Below are 26,686 nucleotides of genomic sequence, written 5' to 3' on the forward strand. Positions count from 1 at the left end.
TTTAAATTTTAAGGTTATTTTTTATAAATGTTTAACCGTGGTATAGTTTCATTTAGGGTTTTGCATTATCTTTGATTTCTGATCGAGTTATCGTTAACTATTAAACATGCACAGAGACTATGAAAATTGAAAAAATACAGGCATTGCGCGGCCCTAATATATGGAGTATCAGAAGAAAAAAGCTGATACAGATGAGGCTTGATCTCGAGGAAATGGAAAATTTTCCTACCAATAAAATAGATGGATTCAGGGAAAGAATAGAAAAGCTGATCCCTTCTCTGTATACCCACAGGTGTTCCGAAAGTTATGCAGGCGGTTTTTTCCACCGTGTGGAAACGGGAACCTGGATGGGGCATGTTATTGAACATATTGCGCTTGAAATACAGACGCTGGCCGGGATGGAAGTGGGTTTCGGAAGAACACGTGAAACCCGGACTCCGGGCGTGTATAATGTCGTATTTAATTATATTGAAGAAAATGCAGGAATTTATGCAGCTGAAGAAGCCGTAAAAATTGCAGAAGCTTTAATCCAAGGTGAGGAGTATGATTTGAACGCCTGCATACAAACCTTAAAAGAAATACGTGAGAGAGTTCGTTTGGGACCATCTACAGGAAGTATTGTAGAGGAAGCCGTTTCCCGTAAAATCCCATGGATCCGTTTGGGGAATAATTCTCTTGTTCAGTTAGGATATGGTGTAAACCAACAGCGTTTTCAGGCAACCATCACGGGAAAAACAAGTTCCATTGCCGTAGACATTGCCTGTAACAAAGAACTGACCAAAAGAATGCTTCATGATGCAGCAATTCCGGTTCCGGTTGGTGACCTTATAATGGATGATGAAGGGCTGGACAGAGTAGTGAGAACAATAGGGTATCCGGTAGTAATCAAGCCGCTGGATGGGAACCATGGAAAAGGCTCTTCTATTAATGTGAACGACTGGGAATCTGCAAAACTAGGACTTGAGCATGCTCAGCAGTATTCTAAAAAAATAATTGTTGAAAAATATATTACGGGTTATGATTTCAGGATTTTAGTCATCAACAATAAAATGGTAGCTGCAGCAAGAAGGGTACCGGCACATGTGGTAGGTGACGGCGAACTTAACCTTCAGCAGCTGATCGAAAAAGAAAATAAAGATACCCGGCGAGGTTATGGGCATGAAAATGTTTTAACGGAAATCGCCATAGATAAAGATACGACAGAGCTTTTGGAAAAGCTTCAGTATACGCTGGAAACCGTACCCCACAAAGGGGAAGTGGTTTATCTGAAATCCACAGCGAATTTATCGACCGGCGGAACTTCTATAGATGTGACCGATATGGTGCATCCGGAAAACATCACCATGGCCGAAAGGATTTCGAAAATTATAGGTCTTGATGTATGTGGGATAGATATCATGGCCCAAAACCTTACCCAGCCTTTAAAGGAGAGCGGCGGAGCTATTATTGAAGTGAATGCTGCACCCGGATTCAGGATGCATCTCGCTCCAAGCGAAGGATTGCCGAGAAATGTGGCGGCACCGGTAGTGGATATGCTGTATCCGCAGGGGAAACCGTTTACAATCCCGATTATCGCAGTGACGGGAACAAACGGAAAAACCACCACCACCAGGTTGATTTCACATATTGTTAAAAGCAACGGCTACAGAGTCGGTTTTACCACCTCAGACGGAATTTATATCCAGAATACCATGCTGTCCAGAGGTGATACTACAGGCCCGATGTCAGCAGAATTTATTCTGAAAGACCCGACTGTAGAATTTGCTGTTTTGGAAACGGCCAGAGGCGGAATTTTACGTTCAGGACTGGGCTTTTCACAATGTGACATTGGTGTTTTGACTAATATTGAGGAAGACCATCTTGGGTTAAATGACATTCATAACCTTAAAGATCTTACACGTGTAAAGAGGGTTGTGCTTGACAGCGTAAAGAAAAGCGGTTGGAGTATTTTGAATGCAGACAATGAGTATTCTATGAAAATTGTGAATGATCTGGACAGCCAGGTTGGCATCTTCAGCATGAATGAAGACAATCCACATATCCAGAAATTTGCAAAAGAAGGAAAAATTACCTGCGTGTATGAAGAGGGTTTTGTAACCATTAAAAAAGGCGACTGGAAGATCAGGATCGGTAAAGCAAAAGATTTTCCGATTACCATGGAAGGCAAGGCCAAATTTATGATAGAAAATGTGCTGGCAGCCAGTTTAGCATGTTATTTATATGGTTTCGGAATTGAAGATATTTCAAATTCTTTGCGAACTTTTATTCCGAGTGCACAACTGACACCGGGAAGGCTGAATGTTTTTAAGTTTAAGAACTTTAAAGTATTAATTGATTTTGCTCATAACCCTTCTGGTTATAAAGCAATCGAAGATTATCTTAAAAATGTTGAGTCCACGAAGAAAATAGGAATTATCTCCGGAGTCGGAGACCGACGCGATGGTGACATTATGGAATGTGGAAAAATTGCCGGAAGAATGTTTGATCATATCATCATCAGAAATGAAAAGCATCTTAGAGGGAGAACGGAAGATGAAATTAACGGATTGATCATTGAAGGAATGCAGTCTTCAGGTAAAAGTGTCAGCTATGAAATTATCCCTAAAGAAATCGATGCCCTGAAACATGCCATGGGAATGGCTGAAGAAGGTACTTTCATTACGGCGCTGAGCGATGTTATTTCCAATGCCATCGATCTTGTACAGGAATATCAGACCAAAGAATTGCTGGAAGAAGATAAAGCTTAATGAGCAATTATATAATTTCCGTAACCGATTGAGCGGGAATATATTGTAATGAGGAATTAAAACACAAAGCCCTTCTATTAAAACGGAAGGGTTTTGTATTTATCCGTCAAAAAATAAATGACAAAAGTCTTAATCTTAATGTTTGCAAAGACTTTAGTTGTTTTTTATTATTGACTTAGATTTAACAGTGCTGATTTAATACAGTAATAACAAAAATTACGTGTATTGTCTATAAAAAATTAAAAAAAATTGTACATTTAAAATGTGATTAGCAAATGTTAATGTTTTTATATTATGACGATGTGTACATTACATCTTAATGATTTTCTGAATCAAAGCATCAATGAATTTTAAACAATTTGAAAAATGACAATGAATATAATATGATCTCCGATAAAATTTATTTTCTAATCGGTATTCACGATTTTGAAAAGTATTTTCTATAAATTTAACCGTATGGAATACTATTATTTTGCGATGCTCAAAAATAGTTGCAGGTTTGTTAATCAGCTTTGGGATGATCAAGCCGTATGAAATAAATATTGATGTTTTAAAGCATGTACTTTTTTTACATGATTATTAAATTAATTTAAATGCCAAAAAAAATTATACTAAATCTCCAGATTGGAGTGGTGCTTTCTCTATTACTGCTTATTGCGGGTTCTGTAGCGTCTTATATCAGCATACAGAAGCAGATGGACAACAGGGAAAGTTTTCTAAAAAGTAAGGAAGCGATAAGTTTAGTAGAAGATATTTTAAACACTTTGTTAGATGCTGAAACGGCAAACCGGGGATTTCAGCTTACAGGTCAGGAAAGTTTTCTTGAGCCCTTCAACAAAAGTACAAAGAAATATCCTGGATATATTTCTAATATAAATTCGTTGAATCTGAAAGACAAACATCAGATCAAACTTCTGAATGAACTCATGCGTACTTCTGAAATGATGATGGACGGGAATACCTTGCTTATTGAGAAACGTAGAAAGGGCATATCAATGACCCCAAAGGAACTTGAACATAATAAAGCCACTATGGACAAGTGCCGCATGCTGGTTCAGGAATTTGTAAAATACGAGGAAGTTCAGCTTGCTGTAAAAAATAAAGATCTGAACAGATCTTCCAGACTGACCGTTTTATTTATCATCTTCTCTGCCTTAGCGGCCATTGCTGTTACCGTTTTCTTTTACATCCAATTAAGATCTGATCTTATCCGTCGAAGTAAATTAGAAAAAGATCTGTTTTACACGAAAGAAATTCTTGAGCAAATGAGTACGGTAGCTCAGGTAGGCGGTTGGGAAGTCAACCTGAATACTGGCAATCTCTTTTGGTCTCAGAGTACCAAAGAGATTCATAAAGTACAGGATGATTTCCAACCGGATTTCGAAAATGCCATCGGATTCTATCAGGAAGACAGCAGGGAAAGAATGAGATATCTCTTCAACAGAGCCTTAACAGAGGGAATTCCTTTTGATGAAGAACTTCAGCTTGTGCGTACTGACGGCGTCATGATCTGGGTAAGAGTAAAAGGGATTCCGGAATTTGAAGAGGAGGTTTGCACCAGAATTTTTGGAATCATCCAGGATATTGATGCCTTCAAAAAGATGTTTCTGGAAATTAGCAGAAAGGAAGCGATGATGCAGTCTTTTGTAACCGACGTGCCTATTCCGCTGGCCATGTTTGATAAAGATCTTAATTATGTTTCCGTAAGCAGTAAATGGAGGGAAGAATTCAGGATGAATGATAAAGATCTTATCGGGAATAATCTGTTCGTGGTATCTCCGAATGTTCCCGAAGAGAGAAAAGAAATCTATAACAATGCGCTGCTGGGTAAAACCTACATAAACGGTGACTTTGCGGTAAAGATGGACGGTCAGGAAGAGACTCAGCACTATGACCTTAAAGTCGGACCATGGTATCTCACGGAAAATGAAGTCGGAGGTATCATTATTTCCGTACAAAATATTACAAATGCCATACGGGTAAATGAGGAACTCATACATGCCAAAGAAACAGCAGATATGGCAAGCAGGGCAAAATCAGAGTTCCTGGCCAATATGAGCCACGAAATCCGTACTCCTTTAAACGGAGTCATAGGGTTTTCGGACCTTCTCCTGAGGACACCGCTGAATGAAATACAGACACAGTATCTTAAATATATCAATGAATCGGGGGAGAATTTACTCAATATCATTAGCGATATACTGGATTTTTCTAAAATAGAATCCGGGAAGATGGAGCTTTTAATTGAGAAAAGCGATGTTTATGAGATGTTGAACCAGGTTATTAATGCCATTCTCTATCAGTCACAGAGAAAAAATATCGAGCTTCTTCTGAATATTGAACCGGGGCTTCCGAAAACGCTTCTTATTGACGAATCAAGATTGAAACAGATCCTGATCAACCTTTTGAGTAATGCTGTGAAATTCACAGAAAAGGGTGAGATTGAATTAAAAGTGGAAAAGCTGCATATGGATGATAAAAATATTACCCTTCGCTTTTCTGTAAGAGACACGGGAATCGGTATTCCTGTTGAAAAACAGAAATCTATCTTTAATGCTTTTACCCAGGAAAACAGTTCAATCAGCAAAAAATATGGAGGAACAGGTCTTGGCCTTACCATCTCAAATAATATTCTGATGTATATGGGAAGCCATTTATCGCTGATCAGTGCACCGGAAAAAGGGTCCGTCTTTTTCTTTGATATTGAGATTCCTTACGAAATTTCCGAAGCGGGAGAAGTTGATCATATGACTGTTAAAAAAGCTTTGGTGGTTGATGATAATGAAAACAACAGGATTATTCTCCAGCATATGCTTGCCTATAAGAATATCGAATCCACGCTGGCCGCCAACGGAATGGAAGCCCTGGAGATCCTGTTTAAGGGTGAATTGTTTGATGTAATCCTGATGGATTATTATATGCCGGTCATGTCTGGATTGGAAACAATCGATAAAATCAAAGAGCTTTTTAACCAGCGGAAAGTCAATCCTCCCATTATGATACTGTCGTCTTCCTCGGAAGAATTAGACGTCATTGCTTCAATTCGTGAAAAAGAAAATACATATTTGCTGTTGAAGCCTATTAAATCTGATGACTTATATAAAACCCTGCGAAGGGTAGCTCAGAACAATGAATTAAAAATTGTTCAGGATCAGTCTGAAAAAGATTCTTATTCATTTGCTCCGGAACTTCAGGTTCTTTTGGTGGATGATAATCCGGTAAATATGGTTCTCAATAATAAAATGATGAATTCCATTGTCTCCGATGCTCATTTAACGGAAGTAGTCAATGGTTTGGAAGCCCTGAAAGCATGCAAGGAAAAACAATTTTCCATTATTCTGATGGATGTGCAGATGCCGGTAATGAATGGGATAGAGGCAACCCAGCAGATCCGGATGGTGCCTGGATACGAAAATACGCCTATCATAGGAGTTACCGCCGGAAACGTATTGGGTGAAAAAGAAAAATGTCTGGAATCCGGTATGACTGATTTTCTTCCGAAACCCCTAAGACAGGCAGACCTTATGGAAATGCTCAAAAAGTACATTAGTGTTAATAAAAGTAATAATAACAATATGGATGCGGGTTATGCAGAAGTCCAATCGGAAATGAAGCTGGAAAAATACATCGATATGAATATGCTGAACGAACAGATTGGTGGCGATGATGATTTCAAAGAAATATTTCTCAATCTGCTTATCCAGGAACTTGAAAAGGCAGAAAAAAATATAGAAAAAGCAGCTGGAGAAAAAAATATGGTAGAAACAAAGATCATTCTTCACAAGCTAAAAGGTACAGGAGGGAGCGCCGGACTTTTTAAACTTTCGGAATGTGCTCTGAAATGGGAAAAAATGAATGAAGATGAAATGGATTTTTCTTTGATGAACAGTGAAATAAAACAGGAAATAAAGATAGGGTTAGATATTGTTAAAGATTTAATGAAGGGGCAAGGATAAATTAATTTCTTTCCTGAAATAAAATGCAATGGATTACAACAAAGAAACTAATGGAAAATTAGTACTTGCTTTGAAAACTATACCAAATTTGTCCATCTGTTATCACCTTCAAGATTTGATTAGGAGGAACAATTATTGCTTAAAGATATACAGAAAGTAATAAGGTAAATCTCAAAATAATTGGTTTTAAAGTTACTTTAAAAACCTTAAAGAAATACCAGGAATTAAAGATATGGTTATGGCAATATCACTTTGATTCCCATTTCCTCTGTATACTTATTATTAAAAGAATAACAAGGATTTGTTTAATTAAGCATTTTGAAATTAAATGGTTTCACATAGAATAGGGTTACCAATTAGTTTGTACTGTTATTGTCATTTTCTTTCCTTGGCTTTTTGTTGTACCATATTCTTTCAAGCACCGATTCTGGATTTCAAATTCGATTTCATCACAGGATTTTATGAGATTTTTTGACTACATGAAACACCAGTGCTATTATTGGCATGGTGACAATAAAAATTAGAAAATAAATGTTCATGACAAATATATATATAAATTGTTAATATTAAAGTTTTCCATTTGACTTTGTTTTAAATCTATTTCAAATTTATCTATCTGTTAAAATGGTGTTGGCGAGGTTCATACTATTTTATTACTCATATTTTTAAGTTTTAATAATATGTAATTATCGTTGATTTTCTAAAAGGGAAAAGTGGTCAACGATTGATAGCTATTAAAGAATATGATTTAACAGGGATGCTGCCACTAAAATAAATATAGGATATCCGAAATTTCTATTAAGATTATGATTAATGGATTTACATGATTGTCCAATCTAAGATAATTCAGAGAGTCTAATTATTTTTTTAATATATTTTAAATTATGATACTCTTAAAATTAAAGCTTTGTTAAAAATGAGTTAAGTAATTTATCATATTAATACAGGTAATGATTTATGTAAAAAAACTTTCCGTATTTTTTATCATACCACTCCAATTTCCTGTTTTTTTCTTAAAAAATCTTTTTGCAAGTTTTGAACATTTTTTTACAGAGAAAATGTGTATTAGCGTATATACCTTTGCATCAGAATTTTAGATAACATGAACAGTGATTATTTCAGCATTGCCCGATTTATTTAATGAATATAAACTGATACTATTTACAGGGCATTGTTTCCTGATACTCGCTGAAAACTTACAATTTTAAAAAAAAACACATGAAAAACCTATGTTTCGCAATTGCATTATCAATCGGAGTTGGCGTAAAATCTCAATGTCCTAATTTTATTAAATCACAAAGTAACCCTTATTATTTACTTTACAGCAGTAACTCTGTCATTCCGGGCACCGGAGATCCAAGAACAATTAATAATTTGTCATTTGTAAATGCCGGTTATTGGAGCCAGGCAAGTACATTTTATGCTTCCTGGACCAATACTTCAGGTCAGCCTTTGGATATTAATAATTTTACAATGCAGTTTGGTAATCAAACATGTACCTACAACTCGACAACATTATCGACAGTAGAAGTGATGAAGGATTTTAAGTCAATTCCGAATAATAAAGCATATAAGGTGTTTACCATCGACGGGAAAATTCTGCAATCGGGTATCACTTCAAATAATCTATACAGAGAACTGCCGAAAAATCAAATTATCTTGCTAAGCATCGAAAAATATGGTGTGTTAAGGATGAAGATAAATTAAAGAATTACTATATAATTTTTACACCACATCGTAAAACAATAAGGAGAGCTGCATCAGTTCTCCTTATTATTTTTATTTTGCACATTTATCAATACTACTCTTTTAAGGATTGGATTTTAAAAAAATAAATAGAGGTAAATCCTGCTGTTTCATTGATCTTGTTTTGAGCTTTAGAGGCAATTTATAAACGATGGAACTAAGCGGAGAGTTCCATAAAAATATTGATTTCTATCCAGATGCTAAAACATAATGCAAAAAGAAGAATATACCAAAGTATATCAATCTGCTTACTGAATTTTATCCAGAAAACGACAATAAAAAACAGCGGACATGTTATTAAATAAGTTAGAACAGCCATCCCAAACATAACAAAAATGTCGTGTTGGTAATCACCTAATAAAAGGGTAATCGCAAAATGTAAACCCCATACAAGAAAAGGTAAACCAAGACATAAAAGCCACTTCCATACTTTTTGGATTTCTAGTTTTTCAGGCGACTGACGATAATTTCTAATAATCAAAAAAACGGTAGCTGCCAATAACAAAATAAGTATGATAATTTGAATACCTTTATCCCTGACCGTATCTGATCGCGTGTAGATGTTTTCAGATTTTACAGGCATATTATTTTTAAAGTGCTGTATTTTTGTACGCTCTCCGTTCACAAACGTTATTTTACGGTTCACATGACCGGCAGCATCGCGGAAAATCCAGAGAGAGTCTTCAAGGCCCATTTTATAGAAGCCTTCAATAATGATTTTTCCGTCCTTCTTCCTGGTGAATTTTCCATCCAGGCGTCCACCGTTAAATCTTACTGAATCCTCTCCTTCAGCAGTTTTTATTCTCAAAGATGTAATTGTGCCGGGAGCTATCAGGTGTGCCTCATTACCAAGCATCTGCAAAATGGATTGGTCTAAATTTTTAATTTCAGCATTCTTGTTGTAATCATCATCTTTTGCCGGTCTCTGCGACATACTGATTTCATCGATTTTTACGGCGAGCAGTGAATCAAATTTGTAATAATGAAACTCATTGTAATCAGTGCTGTCCACGGATATATTTGACTTTAAAAGTACATACTGCGGCTGGTCAAATCTTTGGGTATATCTTGGCTGGCTGGTAGAATAAAATGAAAATACGGCAATGGCTGCTATACCATAAGGATTAAATTTGTGCTGCCATGCTGAAGCTTTTGGATGTTCCAGATCATTTTTTAGGCTGAACCATGCTAATGCTAACACAGGTAATGTCAAAAGATCGGTTACATCTACTGTGCGCTCAATTCTGAAAAATGCAGAGCTGAAAAAGTCAATAAATGATTGTGAATAGGCACTTTTCCAATAGATAAAAAATACAGCAGTAGCTATAAATATTTGTGATCTGTACTTTGGTTTTAAAACAGACCAGAAAATTGGAAATATGAATAAACCGCATAGATCTGATAGCTTACCGGTGAGAATGTTGTGGTAAACTGCTTTTAAATAAAAATCATTCAACAGCAATAATCCTAAACAGATGATAAATGGCAAAGACATTATCGGTCTTAAACGTTCTTGCATAGCCTTGTAATTTTATTAATTCACGATCTGGAATAGCAACACCATAAAATTACTTAAAATTAACGGAAAATATGGATGTCGTTTAATTCACATCAATCATAATGGTGTTCTTAAAAAAACAGGGGATAATGAGACCTGGAAAACCATAAAGGATAATACGTCATGAGAGTGTCCATAAAGTTCGGACACTCTCTTTTTTGCTCTGAATCTTAAAAACGGCAGAAGCTAATTAATTTTTTTCTCATAGAAATCTTCCGGAATCACTTTATTTAATACAAAAGGTTTCGCCAGTCTGTTTTGTTCATAGTGTTCTGTAAACTTCAGCTTTTTTAAATTTCCGCTTGAAATTTTCGGTGCTAGTATTCTTGAGTAAAATTTTGCAATATCGATTCTTAATATTTCTGTCTGGCTTGTATAGGATGAATCGGATTTCAAATACTGGTCAAATGATAATAAAAGATTATATAAGCATGACAATTCATCTGCTGTAAGATGATTTTGCTGAAAAAACGTTCTTACTCTATCGATCACAGTTCTCTGGGAAGAACCGTCATTGGTCAGATCTATATCCTTTTTTACAATATTAAAATGCGTCTTCAGGTAATGGATCATCTGTTCAGGCTTTATCCTGTTTTGATAATAGGCATTCAGTTCTTTAAGAGATGTCCATCTGCTCTTGTCCAGCGATCTGTCGGCCTGCCTTAAAAAGGCATATAGAAAAAGGATCTGCTTCTGCGTCAGTTTTGAGTGATTCATAATTCAATTGAGTCGTTGCTTAATTTATTATTCATAAGTAATCCAAAGATTTTCATTTTCTCGAATCGCTACCATAGCAGAACCATCAATACGTCTTTGTTATAGTAATACAACAGGTGGATGACCAGCTTTAATAGCTTTTTTTGATTCTAATTCTTCCTGAAACTTAAAGCATTTTCTAAATCTGTTTTCATGATTATTTTTATCCTGATTTGTTTTTAAGTCTTCTTAAAAATGTGGTATAAAGTTACAGCCGTACAAAATTTTACGAATCCGTATAAATACCTGAATTTTAGTACCGTATTTATACGGAGGAAAAGCAATGTAATCCCAGATAGAATTACATTTTTAGTTATTTTTATAAAAGTAAATTATTAGATATTAAAAGTACTTTAAAGCACGATTAAATAAGTTATTTGGATTTTGTATATTTCTGTTTATAAATTCATAGTATTTACGGTAATAATCATATATTTAAATAAGCCATTTCAAAATATCAGATTCATTGGCAAAATAAATATTTATCATGAAGAGTATCATTTTATTAACCCTTTTTCCGTTGTTGATGTATTGTCAGGTAAATAGTTTTGATCTTGATCGATTATCCTTTCCGGTGGACCTATCGGCCATTGAAAAAAAATATGAACTCCATAAAAACAGTGATCTTTCGGGTATTATTATTTATAACAGTACCGATCCTTCCTTGCTGCAATTCTCTGGATTTTCTTTTTCAGGAACTCTTAATAAGCAGGAGCAGTCCATATTATCCACTAATTATGTATCGTTCTACAAGAACAGGACAAAAAATCAAGTAAATGCATACAGGCTGGAAATCAGAACAATTTTAAAGACGGAAGAGTTTGAGAAATTGCTGGAAAAGAAACTGGGGAAGACCGATTTTTACTACAGGAACTCAGAATTTTCATACAGGATATGGAGTGTGGGTAACAAGCTTTACCTTTTCGAGACCAACAACACGGGGAGATATAATAATGAAAAATTCAAATCCTGCAATTTATATGTTCTTGCTAAAGAAGATCAACTGTTGAGCAATTATTTTATTTCAGGAGGTTTTCAATATTACGGAGATTACCTACAGGAAAAAAACAGGCTTGAGCATAAAGGAAAAAAGTATACCTATAGAAATTTTGTGGATGACAGGGAGAAACAGGATGGCACAGATTCATTCTACCTGAAAGATTATGTAAAATAAAAAAATTATGAGAATCAGTGGAAATTATTTTGACCGGTTATGGTATAATATTCTTCCTTTCGCTATTTTTTGCGGAGTGATCTGCGGAATTTTCTCTACGAATAAACTACAGGCTTTTCTTTGGCTTGGTGGAGTGATCTTTATCATAATCTGGCTAATTGACACGGTTATTATTTTCCGGAAATTTGGGACAAATCTTAATACATTGGTTTTGACAGATGAAATTCTGTTTAATGGAATGGAAATAGACCCTGCCCGGATCATTAAGATAAGAACTGAAAATATCTATCCTGATTCAATCATTTCAAAGTGGAGAATAAGTACGGTTCGATTAACCCTGAATGACAATTCAGATCTTTATATTCTAGCAAAACCACATTCGATATTTTTCTATATTAAATATTTAGCGGGTATTTTTAGAAATTATTATACTGACCGAAAGAGATATAAAAGCGGGTTGCAAAGAGGTTTTGCACCATTATCAGGTTACTTTGTTAAGGAAACATCTCAAACTTTGGCTCTTTTGATTTCAAGATATCCTGATTTAAGACTGAAAATATTTTAAATGGCCACCATCAAGCGTTAACTTTGAATGAATGTTTGAAACTGATGAGATTAATAATTAAATAGTTATTTTATCGTTTTGAAATGTCCATCATGTACTTCATTAATACATTACAATAAAATATCATAAATTATTCCTTTGCAAAAAATGCATTGGAACTTCCGATCCAGATGGCATCATTTTTATTGAAATCAACATTTACCATTTCGGCTTTTGTCATTCTCCCCAGGTTTTCCAATAGGATAGGGCGTTCATCCTGTTCTCTCCAGATGTACAGCAGGCGGATTTCCGCTTTGGCAAATTCTCCGTTGATGTCTTCAAAGATCGGTTCATACTGAACTTTGCGCTGTAAAATGTAATTTTCTTTGTCCCCAATCACATCTGTTATTTCTTGGGTCGGATGCAGATTTACACCGGTTCCAGCGAAGGAAAACAGAGGTTTTAATACGAAATTTTCAAGCCTTTCACTTTCCGGGAACTCATTCAGAAAATAACTTTTCGGCACATACTGATGCTGTAAAAGTGGGAGTAAAAATTTGGAAATTTTAAAAAACCAGTTGGGGTGCGTTACCCAGACCGCATCAATCTCTTCACGGAAATCAAATTCTGTTTTCAGATCGGGAATCCGGTCCAGCTCATCAAAAATAACACGGTTGTAAATTCTTTTAATCTCAATACGTTTTCCATCATTTTCATAGAACAGCTTTTTGCCTTCTTTTTTTATTGTTGTAAGACAGACGGTTTTGATTCCTAATAATTTCTCAGTCAGGAGAAAATCAATAGCAGTTTTCTGTTGTTCAGGATAAATTTCCAGAAGAACGACCTGTTCAGGATCTTCATCTCCGACAATCAGTTCTTTCATATAGTTTTTAAATTCTTCTTGCGGCATCGGATTCCTGATTTCTGAAAGAAAAGGATACACTTCGCAAAATGTATCTTCAAAAACTTTCTGAAACGCATACAAAGAAGGAAATGCCTGAAGCTCGATCAGCTGGGGTTCGATTTCACCGTGTTTATTCTTACAGATTCCGAAATCAATGGTGAAAAAATGAGGCTGTTTCGTATCATTCGGTACCCGGCAGTTATCAGGAACGGCTTTCTGTAAAGTTTCTGGAGGCAGACTTTTGATCTGGTCGATGATGCTTTCGCTGGCTTCCAGTAACTTTGATTCAAAATCCCTGGTCAGAAACAGAGGGCTTTCGGAAATTCTGAAGACGGGCATGATTCCGCTTTTCTGCATCAGAATTTCTTTTACCTGATCATATTTTTCCTGCGAAAATTCCTGATTAAACTGTTTTCTGTATTTCGGGATCATATTTTGGTGATTTTAAGACCGGTCTTCATCCGGTCATATATTGATTTTAAGTTTAATAATCCTGCTTCTGAATGTTGTATCGATTAGCTTACAAGTCTAAAGTAAACGGTAAGTTCTTAAACGATAGCTTCAGTTTGCTTTACAATATTTTCTTTTGCATGATGTAAAAATCTGGGAATAATCTGAGCCTGGGTTAAAATGATTTTATCCGCGTCGTCTATTCTGTCAATGGTTTCAAGATATTTTTCCATGCCGAAGCTTTCGATCATGGCCTGCTTGTTTTTGTCATCTTTCAGGTTCTCCATCATGCCTGTAGGATTGGCTTCAGGATGAAACTGGGTGCCAAAAATTTCTTCTGAGAAGCGGATGGACATGACCGCTCTCTCCAGATCAATATGAGGACGGAATTTTTCTATGCCGGTAATTTTCATTCCCAATTCTTCAAAGCGGTCATAATTGGGTTCGATGAACTGGAAGGCTCTTGAATCTACTGCATAAAAAGGATCAGGAAGATTTTCAAACAGGAATTCATGTTCACCGTCTTCAGTTTTATGCACAGGCATTACCCCGAAGGAGTAGGATTTTCTTTTGCAGATATTTCCCAGATTCCAGTGGATGCTGGCTAGCTGAAAAGAATGGCAGATCAAAAAAAGATATTTCTTTACCTGTTGGGACTTATTATGCTCAAAGATTTGGTCCAATAAACCTGCAAAACGGTCTTCCCATTCAAGTCCTTCCTGGTGAGGATCGCCCGGGCCTCCAGAAGATATAAAAATGTCAAAATCATGAAGGTCCGGAATCTCATTTTTAAAGCGAACATCAAATGTGCTGATCGTTACAGGCTCAGCACAGCTTTCCCGAAATGCTTCCGAAATTTCTTTTATATTTTTAAAGCCCTGGTTGACACGGTTGTTATTCATATCCAGTAAAGCCATTCGGATATTCTTCATACGCACTTATATTTTTGCAAAATTAACCAAAATTACCAGGCATTTTCGCTGTGCGTAATACCGTATTCTGTTTCTGAAATCATATAATCAACTACTTTTGTGAGATCTCCCGTTTCCCTGAATATCTGAAGCTGTCGGTCTGCACCGGTGCCGTGTTCCAGTATTTTCCATGCATAAGCCACTTCTTCCCTGCATCCGAGATCATCAACTACATCATCGATGAACTCTAAAAGTTCTTTCAGCAGATCGGGATAGGGAACAGATTCTTCTTTTCCGAAATCAATGAGATGAGCTTCGATTCCGCTTTTTGATGCTCTCCATTTATTTTCATTCAATAACAACCTTCTATAGCTTCTAAAACTCAGGTTCTGCTGGTGAAGCTTATAGATCTTTGCCACCAGGCTTTGCATGATGGCAGCCATACAGACTGTTTCATCAATTCTTAATGGCATATCACAAATCCTGAACTCGATGGTAGGATAGAAAGGATGTACTCTTAGATCCCACCAGATTTTTTTGGCGTTATCAATCGTTCCTGTTTTTACCAGAAGGTCAACGTAGCTGTCGAACTCCGCCAGAGAATTAAAAAAGCTCGGAATACCGGTTCTTGGGAATTTTACAAAGATTTCCTGGCGATACGACTTGAAACCCGTGTTTCTCCCGATCCAGAAAGGTGAGTTGGTGGATAAAGCATACACATGGGGCAGGAAATAGCGCATGACGTTCTGAATTCTTACCCCTTCTTCACGGTTAGGGATGCCGATATGAACGTGCAGTCCGAAAATGAGGTTTCCGCGGGCTACATCACCCATATCGTCTACAATCTTGTTGTAACGTTCACCATTGGTAATTGTATTATGTTCCCAGTTTGAAAAAGGATGCGTTCCTCCGCCGGAAACGCGAAGTCCCTGCTCGTGAGCCGTCCTGATCAGGTGTCTCCTCAGATTGGTCAGCTCTATTTTGGCTTCCTGGATGTTCTGGCAAATGCCGGTTTCCATTTCAATCATGGATTCATGCATCTCATGTTTCAAATTTTCACTTAAGACTGCTTTTCCGCCTTCAATAATTTTTGAAACATGAGATACCAGATCCCTGCTTTCCACATCAATAATTTGATATTCTTCTTCGATTCCGATCGTAAACTGATGCATTTTTGTGCTTTATTTGTATGTTCTTATTGTACAGAATCCTTAACAAAAGTTCCCCACGAGATATTCGGTTTGCCGGGAACATATTCTTTTGCTTTTTCTACAGCCAGCCTGGCAGCATGTTCTACGATCCAGGCAAAGTTTTCTTCTCCTACTGCATTTCTGTCGGCATCCGGGGCCGGGTTACAGAAGTCGATTGCATAAGGAATTCCGTCCCGTACCGCAAATTCAACCGTATTAAAATCATATCCGAGTGCCTCGTTCATTTTAAGGGTGTAATCATGGATAACCTTTAACAGCTTTTCCCGTTTTTTACCCTGTGTCTTATGGGTTGTTTCATACCTCAGATGCGAAGCATTCCTTGGCTCGTACGGCATGATGTGAACATATTTTTTGCCTAAGCAATACACGCGGTAATAATCTTCAAAAATAATTTCTTCCTGTACCATCATCACCAACTGCTCTGTTTCACTTAACTTATTCCATAGGTCTTCAGGATTTTCCACGCGATATACATTTCTCCAACCGCCGCCGTCATGAGGTTTCATATAGGCCGGAAAGCCAACATAGTTGAAGATGTAATCCCAGTCGTGAGGAAATTTCAGGTTTCTGAAAGAGGTTTCCGAAGTATTTGTCGGTCTTTCATAAGAAGGTAATAACACCGTTTTCGGAAGTGGGATTCCCAGCTTGGTCATTAAAGCATTGTTAAAGAATTTTTCATCCGCACTCCACCAGAACGGATTATTGATCACATAAGTTCCGTTTAAAGCGGCATTTTTAAGATAAGCCCTGTAGAAAGGGACATCCTGTGAAATTCTGTCGATAATGACCGCATAGCCATAATCTTCGCCCTGTTCCAGCTTATCAATGGTTACCGGTTCGGCAACAATCTCTCCTCCTCCCATTTCGTTTACTTTATCGATGAAAGCCCAGGGAAACGTATCTTCCATGCCGAATAGAATTCCAACCTTTTTTGCCATAATTGAATATTTTAATGTTTTATGTTTGGTTTAAATATTTATGAAAAGAATGCACTGATAAACGTTGGGAACACCATCCGCCACAGTTGCCAGTCATGATTGATCCATTTTTGTTCATCATACCAGAAATCGATTCCTTTTGTCCGTAAAATATCTGCCATTTCTATGTTTTTGTCTTTGCAGATGTCCTGATCGGAAGTACTCAATACAATATGCATATGTCTGTATTTCCAGGCTTCATCATTTTTTACGAATTCTTTCGGACAGTTGAAATAGACCAGGTCATCAGAGTAACCATCCATGAAATTTCTGATACTGAAAGCTCCCGAAAGACAGAACAGGTGTGAAACGACATCCGGAAACCTGAAAGCGAAATTTGCAGCATGGTATCCTCCGAAACTTGCCCCCGCAACTGCTACGCGATGGGTTTGATGAAGCTTCTGAATGTAAGGCACAAATTCCTTACTCAGAAACTGCATATATTTCTCGTAATTCCTGATTCTCTGTTGCGGTGAAATATTTTCATCGTAAAAGCTCCAGCTGTCGATGGTCTGGATGTTATAAAGCTTTACTTTTCCCTGTTCCACAAACCAGTTGATGCTTCCGTTTAAATGGAAATCATGGTTCTGCGTATATTGTCCTTGGGAAGTAGGAAACATAATGATCGGATAGCCGTAATGGCCTGTTATCTCAACGTTAATGCTTGTTCCTAAAATATTTGAATAATAATCTGTATGTTGTATCTGCGGCATTTTTCTTCTTAATTATCGTTTTACATTATATGCTAATCAGTAACTGATAGTTAGTTATTTTAAATACTGATTCGTAAGTTATGAAGTAGGCTTGCTTTTCGGAGGAAGAATGCTGAGCATTTCTGCCTGGATTTTTGCCGCGGTTGTGTCCAGCCTTTCCTTTATAACCTTTGCATCTTTTGATTTGTAAACAATTCCTACATGATAGTCAATGGGCAAAAATTTTACGGCTTCCTCACTTTCAAATTGTTGATAATCGGCTTCTTTATTTTTAATTAAAGCGATGATCAAACCTGAATGATAGGTCGCAGGTTTTGATATTTTATATTTTTTTTCTCTTAGTAAAGCGTCTTCTATTTTTGCCCATTCTCTCCAAATATTAATATGGCTTGACGCTTCTACCAGATCAGGAATATGTGCTCCTCCAACTCTTGAGGAAGTTTCCAGGAAGTAATATTTGCCGTCATCTTTGCTTCGGATAAACTCTGTATGGGTGGTACCGTTCATTAATCCGAAATTGAAGAGTACCTTGACATTGGCTTCTTTAAGGGCTTTAAATTCTCCTGAGGATTTTCCTAATGTTCTTGTTCTGAAAACGCCGCCTTCATGGGAAACCTCCATGGGCGGTGCCAGATATTTTGAAGCAGACGTAAAAATAATTTCTTTATTAAAAGTCAGGCTGTCTACATGATAAACGTCTCCTGGCTTGAAGCTTTCCAGCAGAAATAAATGCCTTTCATCTCCGAGATTGTTCAGGGACTTCCAAAGGTCTTCTTTAGAACTTAATTTTTTAATTCCAGAGGCAGATGCTTCAGAACGGGGTTTTAAAACCCATGGAGCGGGAATTTCATCAGCAAACCGGTTCACCTCATCATTATTGAAAACAGCGGTAAATTCCGGCACATTGATTCCCGAATCTTTTGCTTTTTGTCTCATGGCAAGTTTATCCCTGAAATAGCGGTGTGTTGTCTGGCCCATTCCCGGGATACGGAACGTTTCCCTGATAAGGGCGGCTTTTTCTACATCGTAGTCATCAAGCGCAATAACAGCATCCACTTTCCGGGTCTGCATCAGGTGGGAAAAACCCTGTACGAGATGTTCGAGATTCCATACCGAAGGTTTTAATTCAGGCATATAGAAAACTTCGTCAATCGCATGCCACGGCCAGTTTTTATCTTTAAGGTTTTCTGAAGTTATCAGGATGACCGTATTACCAAGTTCCTTCATTTCATCCATGAAGTCATAGCCCTTGTAATAGCACGAAATACATACTATTGTTTTTTTCTCCATATAATGTTTATTGGCATTTGATGAATTTTCAAAATTGAAATTACATTTCAGTTAAATACTTACTGTTAAAATGTAAAATACATTGGATATTTGAAAATTACTCTATCAAGTATACAGAGATTTTTTCTAATAAACTAATTTTCAGTGATAATTTTCGATTAAATCTGTCAGTAACTGTACGCCAAATCCGGTAGCTGCTTTTTCTTTAGCATACCCCACATTACCAAATGCTACACCAGCAATATCAAGATGCGCCCATTTAGGATGGGCTTCAATAAACTGCTCAAGAAACTTGGCAGCAATAATACAATCCCCGATAGGTTTCATGGAAATATTTTTCAGATCGGCTACATCAGACAGGATATCCTCTTTCCAGATATCCCAGAGCGGCAGGCCCCAGAGCCTTTGGTTCGTTTTATCCCCGGTTTTAATCAGAAGATTCTTAAGCTCTTCATTGTTGGAAAACAGGGCTCCGCAAGTATCTCCGAACATTCTTACGGAACTTCCGGTTAATGTGGCAAGGTCAATCAGGAAATCTGTTTTATAGTTTTTAGCGAGGTAGGAAAGGGCATCTGCCAGAACCATTCTTCCTTCGGCATCCGTGTTTAACACTTCAATGGTTTTTCCATTGTAAGCCGTAATGACATCGCTTGGAAGAAAAGCATTTTCAGAAATCGCATTGTCCGTGATGGGCAAAACAGCAATAATGTTTACCGGGAGCTGCATTTCTGCGGTATAAATCAAAGTTCCTATAACTGCTGTTGCGCCTCCCATATCAGACTTCATATAATGCATATTGTCCGGGTTTTTCAAAGAAATCCCGCCGGTGTCAAATAAAACACATTTGCCCACCAGTCCGAAAGTTTTCGCGTTTTTAGCGGAAGTTTTGTATTCCAGAATTGTAAATGCAGCGTCATAAGCGCTTCCCTGGTTGACGGCCAGATAAGCGCCTAAACCAAGTTCCTCGCATTTTTTTCTGTTGAAAACGGTATATTTCAGATCGTATTTTTTCGCAAGGTTCTTAAGATATGAATTTAAAGTATCAGGCTTTTTAAAATTAGCCGGTTTATTAAGCCATTCCTGACACGCCGTTTGTCCGCTGCTTAAAGCTTCCGTTTTCTGACCGATATAATCTAATTTTTTCTGGCTTAAATTCTCAAAATGAAGTTCAAATTTCGGATTCCAGAATGCATGGTCTTTTTCAAAAGGATAATGATAGGTGCCGTTTAGAAAACCTTTTACCAGTTCTTCAAACTGCTTTTCATTCATGAAATCGGCGACAACAAGTGTAGGGACTGCGTGTAGATTCTTTTTCTGAGTCTGCGAAAACTTAACGGCGACCTGCTGAATCTCAAAATCCTGTAGGGTAGATTTTCCTAACCCGATAAAATAGGCGATGCCTTCTTCATGGGTATGAATGAAAACCTCATGCTTTTTACCCGTGAAAAAATTGGAAATATTCCTGTTGAAATTTTTTCCGCTTTTTACCCATTCTTCTTCTGTAAATACATGGAAAACCTGACTGTATGTTTTGTTTTTTTTGTTGATGAGTTTCATACCTGTTAAATTTTAAAACTTTTCTGCTGGGGTTTTACTTCTACCGGATTTTCTGTATTGTCATAGAACAGCCATTCAATGGCTCTTGGGAATTCCTGTGACCAGTAAAATTCGCTGTGTGTGCCTTCAGGATTGATGCTTGTCCTGAATTCAAAATCAAACAGGTTTTTCTTTTCCCACCGTTTAAGGTATTGCTCAAATACATGAATTCTTTTTACCATTTTAGAACCTTCCTGTTCTCCTCCGTACAGGTAAATTTTAATATTGAAAGGAGTCCTGAAATTCATCATGGGGAAATTATTGTTCGGTTCGACCCATAGTGAAGGCGAGAAAATTAACAATTTGGAATAGACTTCAGGGTATAGGAAACCGCTATAAATACTGATCAGGGCACCCAGTGAGCTGCCTCCGATTCCCGTATTCTCGCGGTCTCTTTTTGTACGGTAGTTTTGGTCTACAAAAGGTTTTAAAGTATCGGTAATAAAACGAATGTATTTTTTCCCTTCCGAACCGTTGGCCACATGATCATTATCAAAAATATATTCTTTGATTCTATCTTCGCTTCCGTGTTCTATGGCAATGATAATGACATCTCCGCGGCCATATTCTGCAAGCACCGAAAGCTTTCTGTCGATTTCCCAATTGCCGTAGCCGCTGCCTTCATTAAAAAGATTTTGGGCATCCTGAAGATACAGCACGGGATAATGCTTGTCTGAAATGTAATAATCGTACGGTAAAAGCGCCCAGACTTTCCGTGAACGTTCAAGCTGTGGAATATAGAATTCTTCGGAGATGATTTCTGCAATGGGGAAAAATTCCTTTTTGAAAGGTCCCCAGTTAAACCTCCAGTTCTCTACTATATCGGTTGTTTTACCTAAGCATTTCGGAACCTTACGGTTGGGGGAAATATTTCCGTATGAATCAAGCTCTACATTTTCCCATCCGCCCTTTGTGAATTTATATTCGATATGATCAGGCAACATATGATTTTCAATTTCAATAGAATAATTTTTATTCCCTGATTGCTTAAGCTTATAGCGGTAATCTTTCGGGTTCCAGTTGTTGAAATTTCCCGTAATGTAGATTGACCTGTCATCATCCGCTTCCGTGTAAAGTTCAAACCTCATCATGCGTGTTTAAAATTCCAATTGCTAAATTTAAAAAAAAATCTTTTAAATCTCATTACCTTTAAAACGTTAAAAGGTGATTAAAAATTAATATATTTGGTAGATACAAATGATGGTATGTCGTTGATATTAATATAATAATAACTTCACTAATAATTAACACTTCCTGCTGTTTGTTTTATTAGTTTCAGAAAATATAAAAATTAAACAAACCGTCATGAATTCGGTTAAACCCTATACTCTTTTTACGGATCACGATATTTACCTTTTTAAAGAAGGGAGCCATTATAAGCTTTATGATAAATTTGGTGCCCATTCTGTGGAAAAAGACGGATCAGAAGGCGTTTATTTTTCAGTATGGGCTCCGAATGCAAAGCGTGTTTCCGTAATCGGGAACTTCAACAGCTGGAACCCTTCGGAACACCTCCTTTTTCCAAGATGGGACGGATCCGGGATCTGGGAAGGTTTTATTGCAGGTTTAACGTGGGGGACTTTATACAAATATGCTGTTGAAACAGCTGCAGGAGAAATGCTGGAAAAAAGTGATCCTTATGCATTAAGCTGGGAGCAGAATCTTCAGGCGGCCTCGCTGATTTCTACCACATGGTATGAATGGAATGATAAAGACTGGCTTGCCGACCGCTGGAAAAAGAACAGCCTTAAAGCTCCCGTTTCCGTATATGAACTTCATTTGGGATCATGGGTAAGAACAGATGATCATCCTGATGATTATCCCAACTACCGCAATATAGCGGAAAAGCTGGTGCCTTACGTTAAAGAAATGGGATTTACCCATGTAGAATTTATGCCGGTCATGGAGTATCCATATGACCCGAGCTGGGGATACCAGATTACAGGTTTCTTTGCGGCCACTTCACGATTCGGATCGCCTCAGGATCTGATGTTTTTAATTGATGAGCTTCATCAGAACGATATCGGCGTTATTTTGGACTGGGTGCCTTCCCATTTTCCGGGGGACGCCAACGGACTGCACCGGTTTGACGGCTCATACCTTTATGAACACGAAGATCCGAGGAAAGGATTTCATCCCGACTGGAAGTCCTATATTTTCAACTACGGAAGAAATGAAGTAAAATCTTTTCTTATTTCCAATGCCATGTTCTGGCTGGAACGTTATCATGCAGACGGATTGCGTGTTGACGCTGTAACTTCGATGCTCCATCTTGATTATTCAAGGAATGAAGGGGAATGGGAACCCAATATTTACGGTGATAACGTTAATCTCGAAGCGAAGGCTTTCTTGCAGGATTTTAATACTGCCGTATATAAAGAATTCGGGGATAACATCATTACCATCGCAGAAGAAAGCTCAGACTTTCCTATGCTTACAAAACCGGTTCATGACGGAGGAGTAGGTTTTGGAATGAAATGGATGATGGGCTGGATGCATGATACCCTGAACTATTTTAAAAAAGATCCGATTGAAAGGAAATTTTATCATCATAAGCTGACTTTTGCCTCGATGTACATGTATAATGAAAATTATATGATGCCTTTGTCCCATGATGAAGTCGTACATGGAAAAGCCAGCCTGATCTATAAAATGCACGGTGACGAATGGCAGAAATTTGCCAATCTTCGTGCCCTGTATGTCTATATGTTTACACATCCCGGTGCTAAGCTTTTATTCATGGGAGATGAGTTTGCCCAGACCGGTGAATGGAATTTTACAAGGAGTCTGGACTGGCATTTGCTGCAGTATCCTGTTCATAAAGGTTTACAGACATTGGTAAAGGATTTAAACCATCTGTATAAAAATGAAAAAGCTTTTTATGAAAACCAATTTGACAGCAGTGGGTTTGAATGGGTTGAAGCCGATGATCAGGAAAATTCGGTATACATTTACTTAAGAAAAGGAAAAAAAGAAGTTGATGTATTAATGGTTATCCTCAATCTGACTCCACGCGTACTCGATTACACAATCGGAGTTCCTGCCGGAAGCCAATGGAATGTTGTTTTTAATTCTGATGATGAAAAATATGCAGGCAGCGGAGTACGTGCTGATATTTTCAAAGAAGAGGAGGAAAATTATAAAGGATATCAGAAAACAATCAGTATCAACCTGCCGCCGTTATCAGGAATTGTCTTAAGAAAAAAAGAAATACAATCGCAAAAGAAAACGATTAATAAAGATAAAAGTAAAAAATGATCATATATCATCTAAGTACGGAATGTTATCCGGTGGCAAAAGTAGGAGGACTGGCCGATGTCGTAGGAGCTTTGCCTAAATATCAGAATAAAAGTAAAGGAGTTGATGCGAAAGTAGTGATGCCATGGTACAACAAACCTTTTGTCTCAGACCACAAATTTGATATTGTCTTTGACGGATTTATCCATCAGGGACCCAATATGCTTCAGGTACAGGTACTGAAAGAAAAATCCGATACGCTGGGATTTGAGCTGTATCTGGTCAGGATTCCGGGATTGCTGGACAGAGACAACCCATACGGATACCAGGATGAAAATTTTCAGTTCCTGGGTTTTCAGCACGGCGTACTGCACTGGCTGAGTGCGATGGAAATACGTCCGGATGTTCTGCATTGCCATGATTATCATACAGGCCTGGCGCCGTTTATGGTTGAACATTGCCATGAATTTTCTTTTTTAAAAGGGGTTAAAACCATTGGGACCATTCATAATGGCGAATACCAGGGAATGATGAGTTGGGAAATGGCTAGGTATATGCCGTCATTTGATCCGTACAAATGGGGACTGATGGACTGGAACGGGCTGATCAATCCGCTCGCAAGTATGATTAAATGTTCCCATGCATTTACTACGGTTTCCCAGGGATATCTTGAAGAGCTTTTTGTAAACTTTAAAGGACTTGAAAACCTGGTGCGGTATGAGTCCGGAAAAGCGCACGGAATAATTAACGGAATTGATACGGAAGTCTGGAATCCTGAAACGGATCCGATGCTGGATTTTAATTTCAGTCAACAGGATGTTATCGTTCAGAAAAAGAAAAACAAGCAGAATATCTGCAAAGAATATGGTTTACGACCTGAACTGCCGCTGTTTGCTTTTATCGGAAGATTTGCTACGGAGAAAGGAGCCGATTTGCTTCCTGATATCGTTCAGAGAAGCATTAAGCAGAGTTTCGGTGCCCTGAATATCATGATCCTTGGTTCAGGAAATCCATATATTGAAAATAAGCTGAAAGAATATGATTATACATACAGCAACTTTGCACTCGATTTAGGATATAAAGAGCATCTTTCACACCAGATTTATGCGTCAGCAGATTTTTTACTGATGCCTTCAAGAGTTGAACCTTGTGGACTGAATCAGATGTATTCCATGAAATACGGAACTGTTCCGGTCGTTTCTTATACCGGAGGACTGAGGGATACCGTAAAGGATATTTCAACAGGTGGTGCTGGAATCAATTTTACTTATCCGGGAGCAGATGATGTTATTCATGCCATGAACCGGGCTTTAATGGTTTATAATCAGAAAGGGCTTATGGAAAACCTGATCCAGGCTAATATGAGTTTTGATTTTGCATGGGAGAAATCAGCGGAAAAATATATAGCTTTATACATGAGCTAATAATAAAAAATATAAAAAAACATAGCTTATATGGTAGGTTTGGTTTAATGTTTGCGGTGCTCAGTGAGACGGATTTACAAAGCCTAATAATGCACATCAACCGTCCTGAAAGAATAGCGCAACAGGAGTATTATTTCTTCCTAAAAGCATGGCCTGGTTGAGCAACATAAACTGATATATCAGATAAATAATATTAATTCAAAGAAAACGCAACATAATTTATGAACCGCAATGTTATATCCATTGTTTTAGGGGGTGGCAGAGGAACCAGGCTTTTTCCTTTAACGTATACGAGATCAAAACCGGCCGTGCCGATTGCAGGCAAATACCGTTTGGTAGATATTCCTATTTCCAACTGTCTGAATTCAGGAATGAATAAAATCCTTGTCCTGACTCAGTTTAATTCAGCTTCTTTAAATTCGCACATCAAGAACTCTTATCATTTTGATATTTTCAGCAAAGGTTTTGTCGACATTCTTGCAGCAGAACAGAACGTGGAAAATGAAAGCTGGTACCAAGGGACTGCTGATGCCGTGCGTCAGTCGATGAAACATCTGGACAAATATGATTATGAGTATATCTTAATCCTTTCCGGCGATCAGTTGTACCAGATGGATTTCAAGGAGATGCTGGATTTCCATATTGAAAGAGGTGGTGATGTAACGATTGCAACCATTCCCGTAAATGCAAAAGATGCTACCGGGTTTGGTATTCTAAGTTCCGATGATGAAGGGAACATTACTTCATTTGTGGAAAAACCAGGTTATGATATGTTGAACGGCCTGCAGTCTGAAGTGTCTGAGGAGAATAAGCATGCAGGAAAAGAATACCTTGCTTCCATGGGGATTTATATTTTCACTAAGAGCATTTTGAAAAAGATGTTTGAGGAAGGAGCAGGAGACGATTTCGGTAAAGATATTATCCCGAATTCTATCGGAAAATATACGACCTTAAGCTATCAGTATGAAGGATACTGGACAGATATCGGGACAATTGAATCATTCTACGAGGCCAATTTAGATCTTTGCCAGGATTTCCCGCAATTCAACCTGTTTTCTTCTTCACCGATTTACACAAGGGCCAGGATGCTTCCTCCATCCAAAATCAACGGCTCTTACGTGAGCAAAGCGGTTTTTGGCGACGGATGTATTATTATGGCTGATAAAATTGAAAATTCAGTGATCGGGAACAGGACGCGTATTGATAAAGGCAGTACCATTGTCAACTCTTATGTTATGGGATCTGATTTCTATCAGGATACCAATGAAATTGTCAGCAATGAGCGTGAAGGTCGTCCGAGCATGGGGATTGGTAAATACTGCTATATTGAAAAAGCCATTCTTGATAAAAACTGCAATATTGGCGATAATGTTCGTATCATTGGAGGAAAACATCTTGAGGATGGAGATTATGGAACATATTCCGTACAGGATGGTATTATCGTAGTGAAAAAGGGAGCAGTCCTTACACACGGTACGCATATTGGATAATT

General features: G+C 37.6%; 18 protein-coding genes. 8 read left to right on the top strand and 10 right to left on the bottom strand.

The features are described 5' to 3' along the window. The first annotated feature begins 119 nt into the window (after positions 1 to 119). The 3 genes from cphA to MKJ01_RS09410 all read left to right on the top strand — a co-directional run bounded on the left by cphA (position 120) and on the right by MKJ01_RS09410 (position 8,410). Positions 120 to 2,747 (top strand): cyanophycin synthetase, encoded by a 2,628-nt coding sequence (gene cphA, locus MKJ01_RS09400; RefSeq protein WP_241613562.1) that lies wholly within the window; start codon positions 120 to 122, stop codon positions 2,745 to 2,747. A gap of 593 nt (positions 2,748 to 3,340) precedes the next feature. After that, positions 3,341 to 6,703, top strand: coding sequence for a response regulator (locus tag MKJ01_RS09405; RefSeq protein WP_241613561.1), 3,363 nt, complete (start codon positions 3,341 to 3,343; stop codon positions 6,701 to 6,703). Positions 6,704 to 7,921: 1,218 nt separating this feature from the next. Next, complete coding sequence (locus tag MKJ01_RS09410) at positions 7,922 to 8,410, top strand: hypothetical protein (protein WP_241613560.1); 489 nt, start codon at positions 7,922 to 7,924, stop codon at positions 8,408 to 8,410. A 196-nt stretch (positions 8,411 to 8,606) separates the two neighbouring features. Here MKJ01_RS09410 and MKJ01_RS09415 read toward each other — a convergent pair whose 3' ends face one another. Both MKJ01_RS09415 and MKJ01_RS09420 read right to left on the bottom strand, forming a co-directional pair. Further along, positions 8,607 to 9,968, bottom strand: coding sequence for a hypothetical protein (locus tag MKJ01_RS09415; RefSeq protein WP_241613559.1), 1,362 nt, complete (start codon positions 9,966 to 9,968; stop codon positions 8,607 to 8,609). A gap of 225 nt (positions 9,969 to 10,193) precedes the next feature. Continuing rightward, positions 10,194 to 10,724, bottom strand: coding sequence for a hypothetical protein (locus MKJ01_RS09420; protein ID WP_241613558.1), 531 nt, complete (start codon positions 10,722 to 10,724; stop codon positions 10,194 to 10,196). 526 nt (positions 10,725 to 11,250) lie between these two features. Here MKJ01_RS09420 and MKJ01_RS09425 point away from each other — a divergent pair. Both MKJ01_RS09425 and MKJ01_RS09430 read left to right on the top strand, forming a co-directional pair. Continuing rightward, positions 11,251 to 11,937 carry a hypothetical protein gene (locus MKJ01_RS09425; RefSeq protein WP_241613557.1) on the top strand — a complete coding sequence of 229 codons (687 nt, stop codon included), beginning with the start codon at positions 11,251 to 11,253 and terminating at the stop codon, positions 11,935 to 11,937. Between the two features lie 7 nt (positions 11,938 to 11,944). Then, positions 11,945 to 12,502: a hypothetical protein gene (locus MKJ01_RS09430; RefSeq protein WP_241613556.1), complete on the top strand. Its 558-nt coding sequence runs from the start codon at positions 11,945 to 11,947 to the stop codon at positions 12,500 to 12,502. Positions 12,503 to 12,632: 130 nt separating this feature from the next. Here MKJ01_RS09430 and MKJ01_RS09435 read toward each other — a convergent pair whose 3' ends face one another. The 8 genes from MKJ01_RS09435 to MKJ01_RS09470 form a co-directional block, all read right to left on the bottom strand. Next, on the bottom strand, positions 12,633 to 13,817 hold the full coding sequence (locus MKJ01_RS09435; protein WP_241613554.1) for a hypothetical protein: 1,185 nt from the start codon (positions 13,815 to 13,817) through the stop codon (positions 12,633 to 12,635). Positions 13,818 to 13,933: 116 nt separating this feature from the next. Then, on the bottom strand, positions 13,934 to 14,767 hold the full coding sequence (locus MKJ01_RS09440; RefSeq protein ID WP_241613552.1) for a type 1 glutamine amidotransferase: 834 nt from the start codon (positions 14,765 to 14,767) through the stop codon (positions 13,934 to 13,936). A gap of 32 nt (positions 14,768 to 14,799) precedes the next feature. Continuing rightward, the gene (locus MKJ01_RS09445; protein WP_241613550.1) at positions 14,800 to 15,918 is read right to left on the bottom strand and encodes a carboxylate-amine ligase; all 1,119 of its coding nucleotides are present in this window, start codon (positions 15,916 to 15,918) and stop codon (positions 14,800 to 14,802) included. A gap of 23 nt (positions 15,919 to 15,941) precedes the next feature. Next, complete coding sequence (locus MKJ01_RS09450) at positions 15,942 to 16,895, bottom strand: RimK family alpha-L-glutamate ligase (protein ID WP_241613549.1); 954 nt, start codon at positions 16,893 to 16,895, stop codon at positions 15,942 to 15,944. A gap of 38 nt (positions 16,896 to 16,933) precedes the next feature. Continuing rightward, the gene (locus MKJ01_RS09455; protein ID WP_241613547.1) at positions 16,934 to 17,647 is read right to left on the bottom strand and encodes an alpha/beta hydrolase-fold protein; all 714 of its coding nucleotides are present in this window, start codon (positions 17,645 to 17,647) and stop codon (positions 16,934 to 16,936) included. Positions 17,648 to 17,725: 78 nt separating this feature from the next. Next, entirely contained in the window at positions 17,726 to 18,937 is a 1,212-nt protein-coding gene (locus tag MKJ01_RS09460; protein ID WP_241613545.1) for an acetyl-CoA carboxylase biotin carboxylase subunit family protein, read from the bottom strand. A 141-nt stretch (positions 18,938 to 19,078) separates the two neighbouring features. Next, complete coding sequence (locus MKJ01_RS09465; protein WP_241613543.1) at positions 19,079 to 20,494, bottom strand: M17 family metallopeptidase; 1,416 nt, start codon at positions 20,492 to 20,494, stop codon at positions 19,079 to 19,081. Positions 20,495 to 20,499: 5 nt separating this feature from the next. Next, complete coding sequence (locus MKJ01_RS09470; protein ID WP_241632591.1) at positions 20,500 to 21,621, bottom strand: alpha/beta hydrolase-fold protein; 1,122 nt, start codon at positions 21,619 to 21,621, stop codon at positions 20,500 to 20,502. 217 nt (positions 21,622 to 21,838) lie between these two features. On the opposite strand from MKJ01_RS09470, the gene glgB reads away from it, so the two are divergent. The 3 genes from glgB (at position 21,839) to MKJ01_RS09485 (ending at position 26,684) form a co-directional block, all read left to right on the top strand. Next, positions 21,839 to 23,791: a 1,4-alpha-glucan branching protein GlgB gene (gene glgB, locus MKJ01_RS09475; RefSeq protein ID WP_241613539.1), complete on the top strand. Its 1,953-nt coding sequence runs from the start codon at positions 21,839 to 21,841 to the stop codon at positions 23,789 to 23,791. Continuing rightward, positions 23,788 to 25,194 (top strand): glycogen synthase, encoded by a 1,407-nt coding sequence (locus tag MKJ01_RS09480; RefSeq protein ID WP_241613537.1) that lies wholly within the window; start codon positions 23,788 to 23,790, stop codon positions 25,192 to 25,194. The genes glgB and MKJ01_RS09480 overlap by 4 nt, the downstream gene beginning before the upstream one ends. Before the next feature lie 221 nt (positions 25,195 to 25,415). After that, a complete protein-coding gene (locus MKJ01_RS09485; protein WP_241613535.1) occupies positions 25,416 to 26,684 on the top strand; it encodes a glucose-1-phosphate adenylyltransferase in 1,269 nt (422 codons plus the stop codon). Positions 26,685 to 26,686 lie beyond the last annotated feature (2 nt).

The sequence above is a fragment of the Chryseobacterium sp. SSA4.19 genome (assembly GCF_022601875.1).
GTDB lineage: Bacteria > Bacteroidota > Bacteroidia > Flavobacteriales > Weeksellaceae > Chryseobacterium.

Bases quoted from the DNA above. Each gene is read 5' to 3' on its own strand.
- MKJ01_RS09460 (WP_241613545.1), bottom strand. From the start codon at position 18,937: ATGGAGAAAAAAACAATAGTATGTATTTCGTGCTATTACAAGGGCTAT.
- MKJ01_RS09430 (WP_241613556.1), top strand. From the start codon at position 11,945: ATGAGAATCAGTGGAAATTATTTTGACCGGTTATGGTATAATATTCTT.
- MKJ01_RS09425 (WP_241613557.1), top strand. From the start codon at position 11,251: ATGAAGAGTATCATTTTATTAACCCTTTTTCCGTTGTTGATGTATTGT.
- cphA (WP_241613562.1), top strand. From the start codon at position 120: ATGAAAATTGAAAAAATACAGGCATTGCGCGGCCCTAATATATGGAGT.
- MKJ01_RS09455 (WP_241613547.1), bottom strand. From the start codon at position 17,647: ATGCCGCAGATACAACATACAGATTATTATTCAAATATTTTAGGAACA.
- MKJ01_RS09410 (WP_241613560.1), top strand. From the start codon at position 7,922: ATGAAAAACCTATGTTTCGCAATTGCATTATCAATCGGAGTTGGCGTA.
- MKJ01_RS09435 (WP_241613554.1), bottom strand. From the start codon at position 13,817: ATGATCCCGAAATACAGAAAACAGTTTAATCAGGAATTTTCGCAGGAA.
- MKJ01_RS09470 (WP_241632591.1), bottom strand. From the start codon at position 21,621: ATGAGGTTTGAACTTTACACGGAAGCGGATGATGACAGGTCAATCTAC.
- MKJ01_RS09445 (WP_241613550.1), bottom strand. From the start codon at position 15,918: ATGCATCAGTTTACGATCGGAATCGAAGAAGAATATCAAATTATTGAT.
- MKJ01_RS09420 (WP_241613558.1), bottom strand. From the start codon at position 10,724: ATGAATCACTCAAAACTGACGCAGAAGCAGATCCTTTTTCTATATGCC.
- MKJ01_RS09465 (WP_241613543.1), bottom strand. From the start codon at position 20,494: ATGAAACTCATCAACAAAAAAAACAAAACATACAGTCAGGTTTTCCAT.
- MKJ01_RS09405 (WP_241613561.1), top strand. From the start codon at position 3,341: ATGCCAAAAAAAATTATACTAAATCTCCAGATTGGAGTGGTGCTTTCT.
- MKJ01_RS09450 (WP_241613549.1), bottom strand. From the start codon at position 16,895: ATGGCAAAAAAGGTTGGAATTCTATTCGGCATGGAAGATACGTTTCCC.
- MKJ01_RS09415 (WP_241613559.1), bottom strand. From the start codon at position 9,968: ATGCAAGAACGTTTAAGACCGATAATGTCTTTGCCATTTATCATCTGT.
- glgB (WP_241613539.1), top strand. From the start codon at position 21,839: ATGAATTCGGTTAAACCCTATACTCTTTTTACGGATCACGATATTTAC.
- MKJ01_RS09440 (WP_241613552.1), bottom strand. From the start codon at position 14,767: ATGAAGAATATCCGAATGGCTTTACTGGATATGAATAACAACCGTGTC.
- MKJ01_RS09480 (WP_241613537.1), top strand. From the start codon at position 23,788: ATGATCATATATCATCTAAGTACGGAATGTTATCCGGTGGCAAAAGTA.
- MKJ01_RS09485 (WP_241613535.1), top strand. From the start codon at position 25,416: ATGAACCGCAATGTTATATCCATTGTTTTAGGGGGTGGCAGAGGAACC.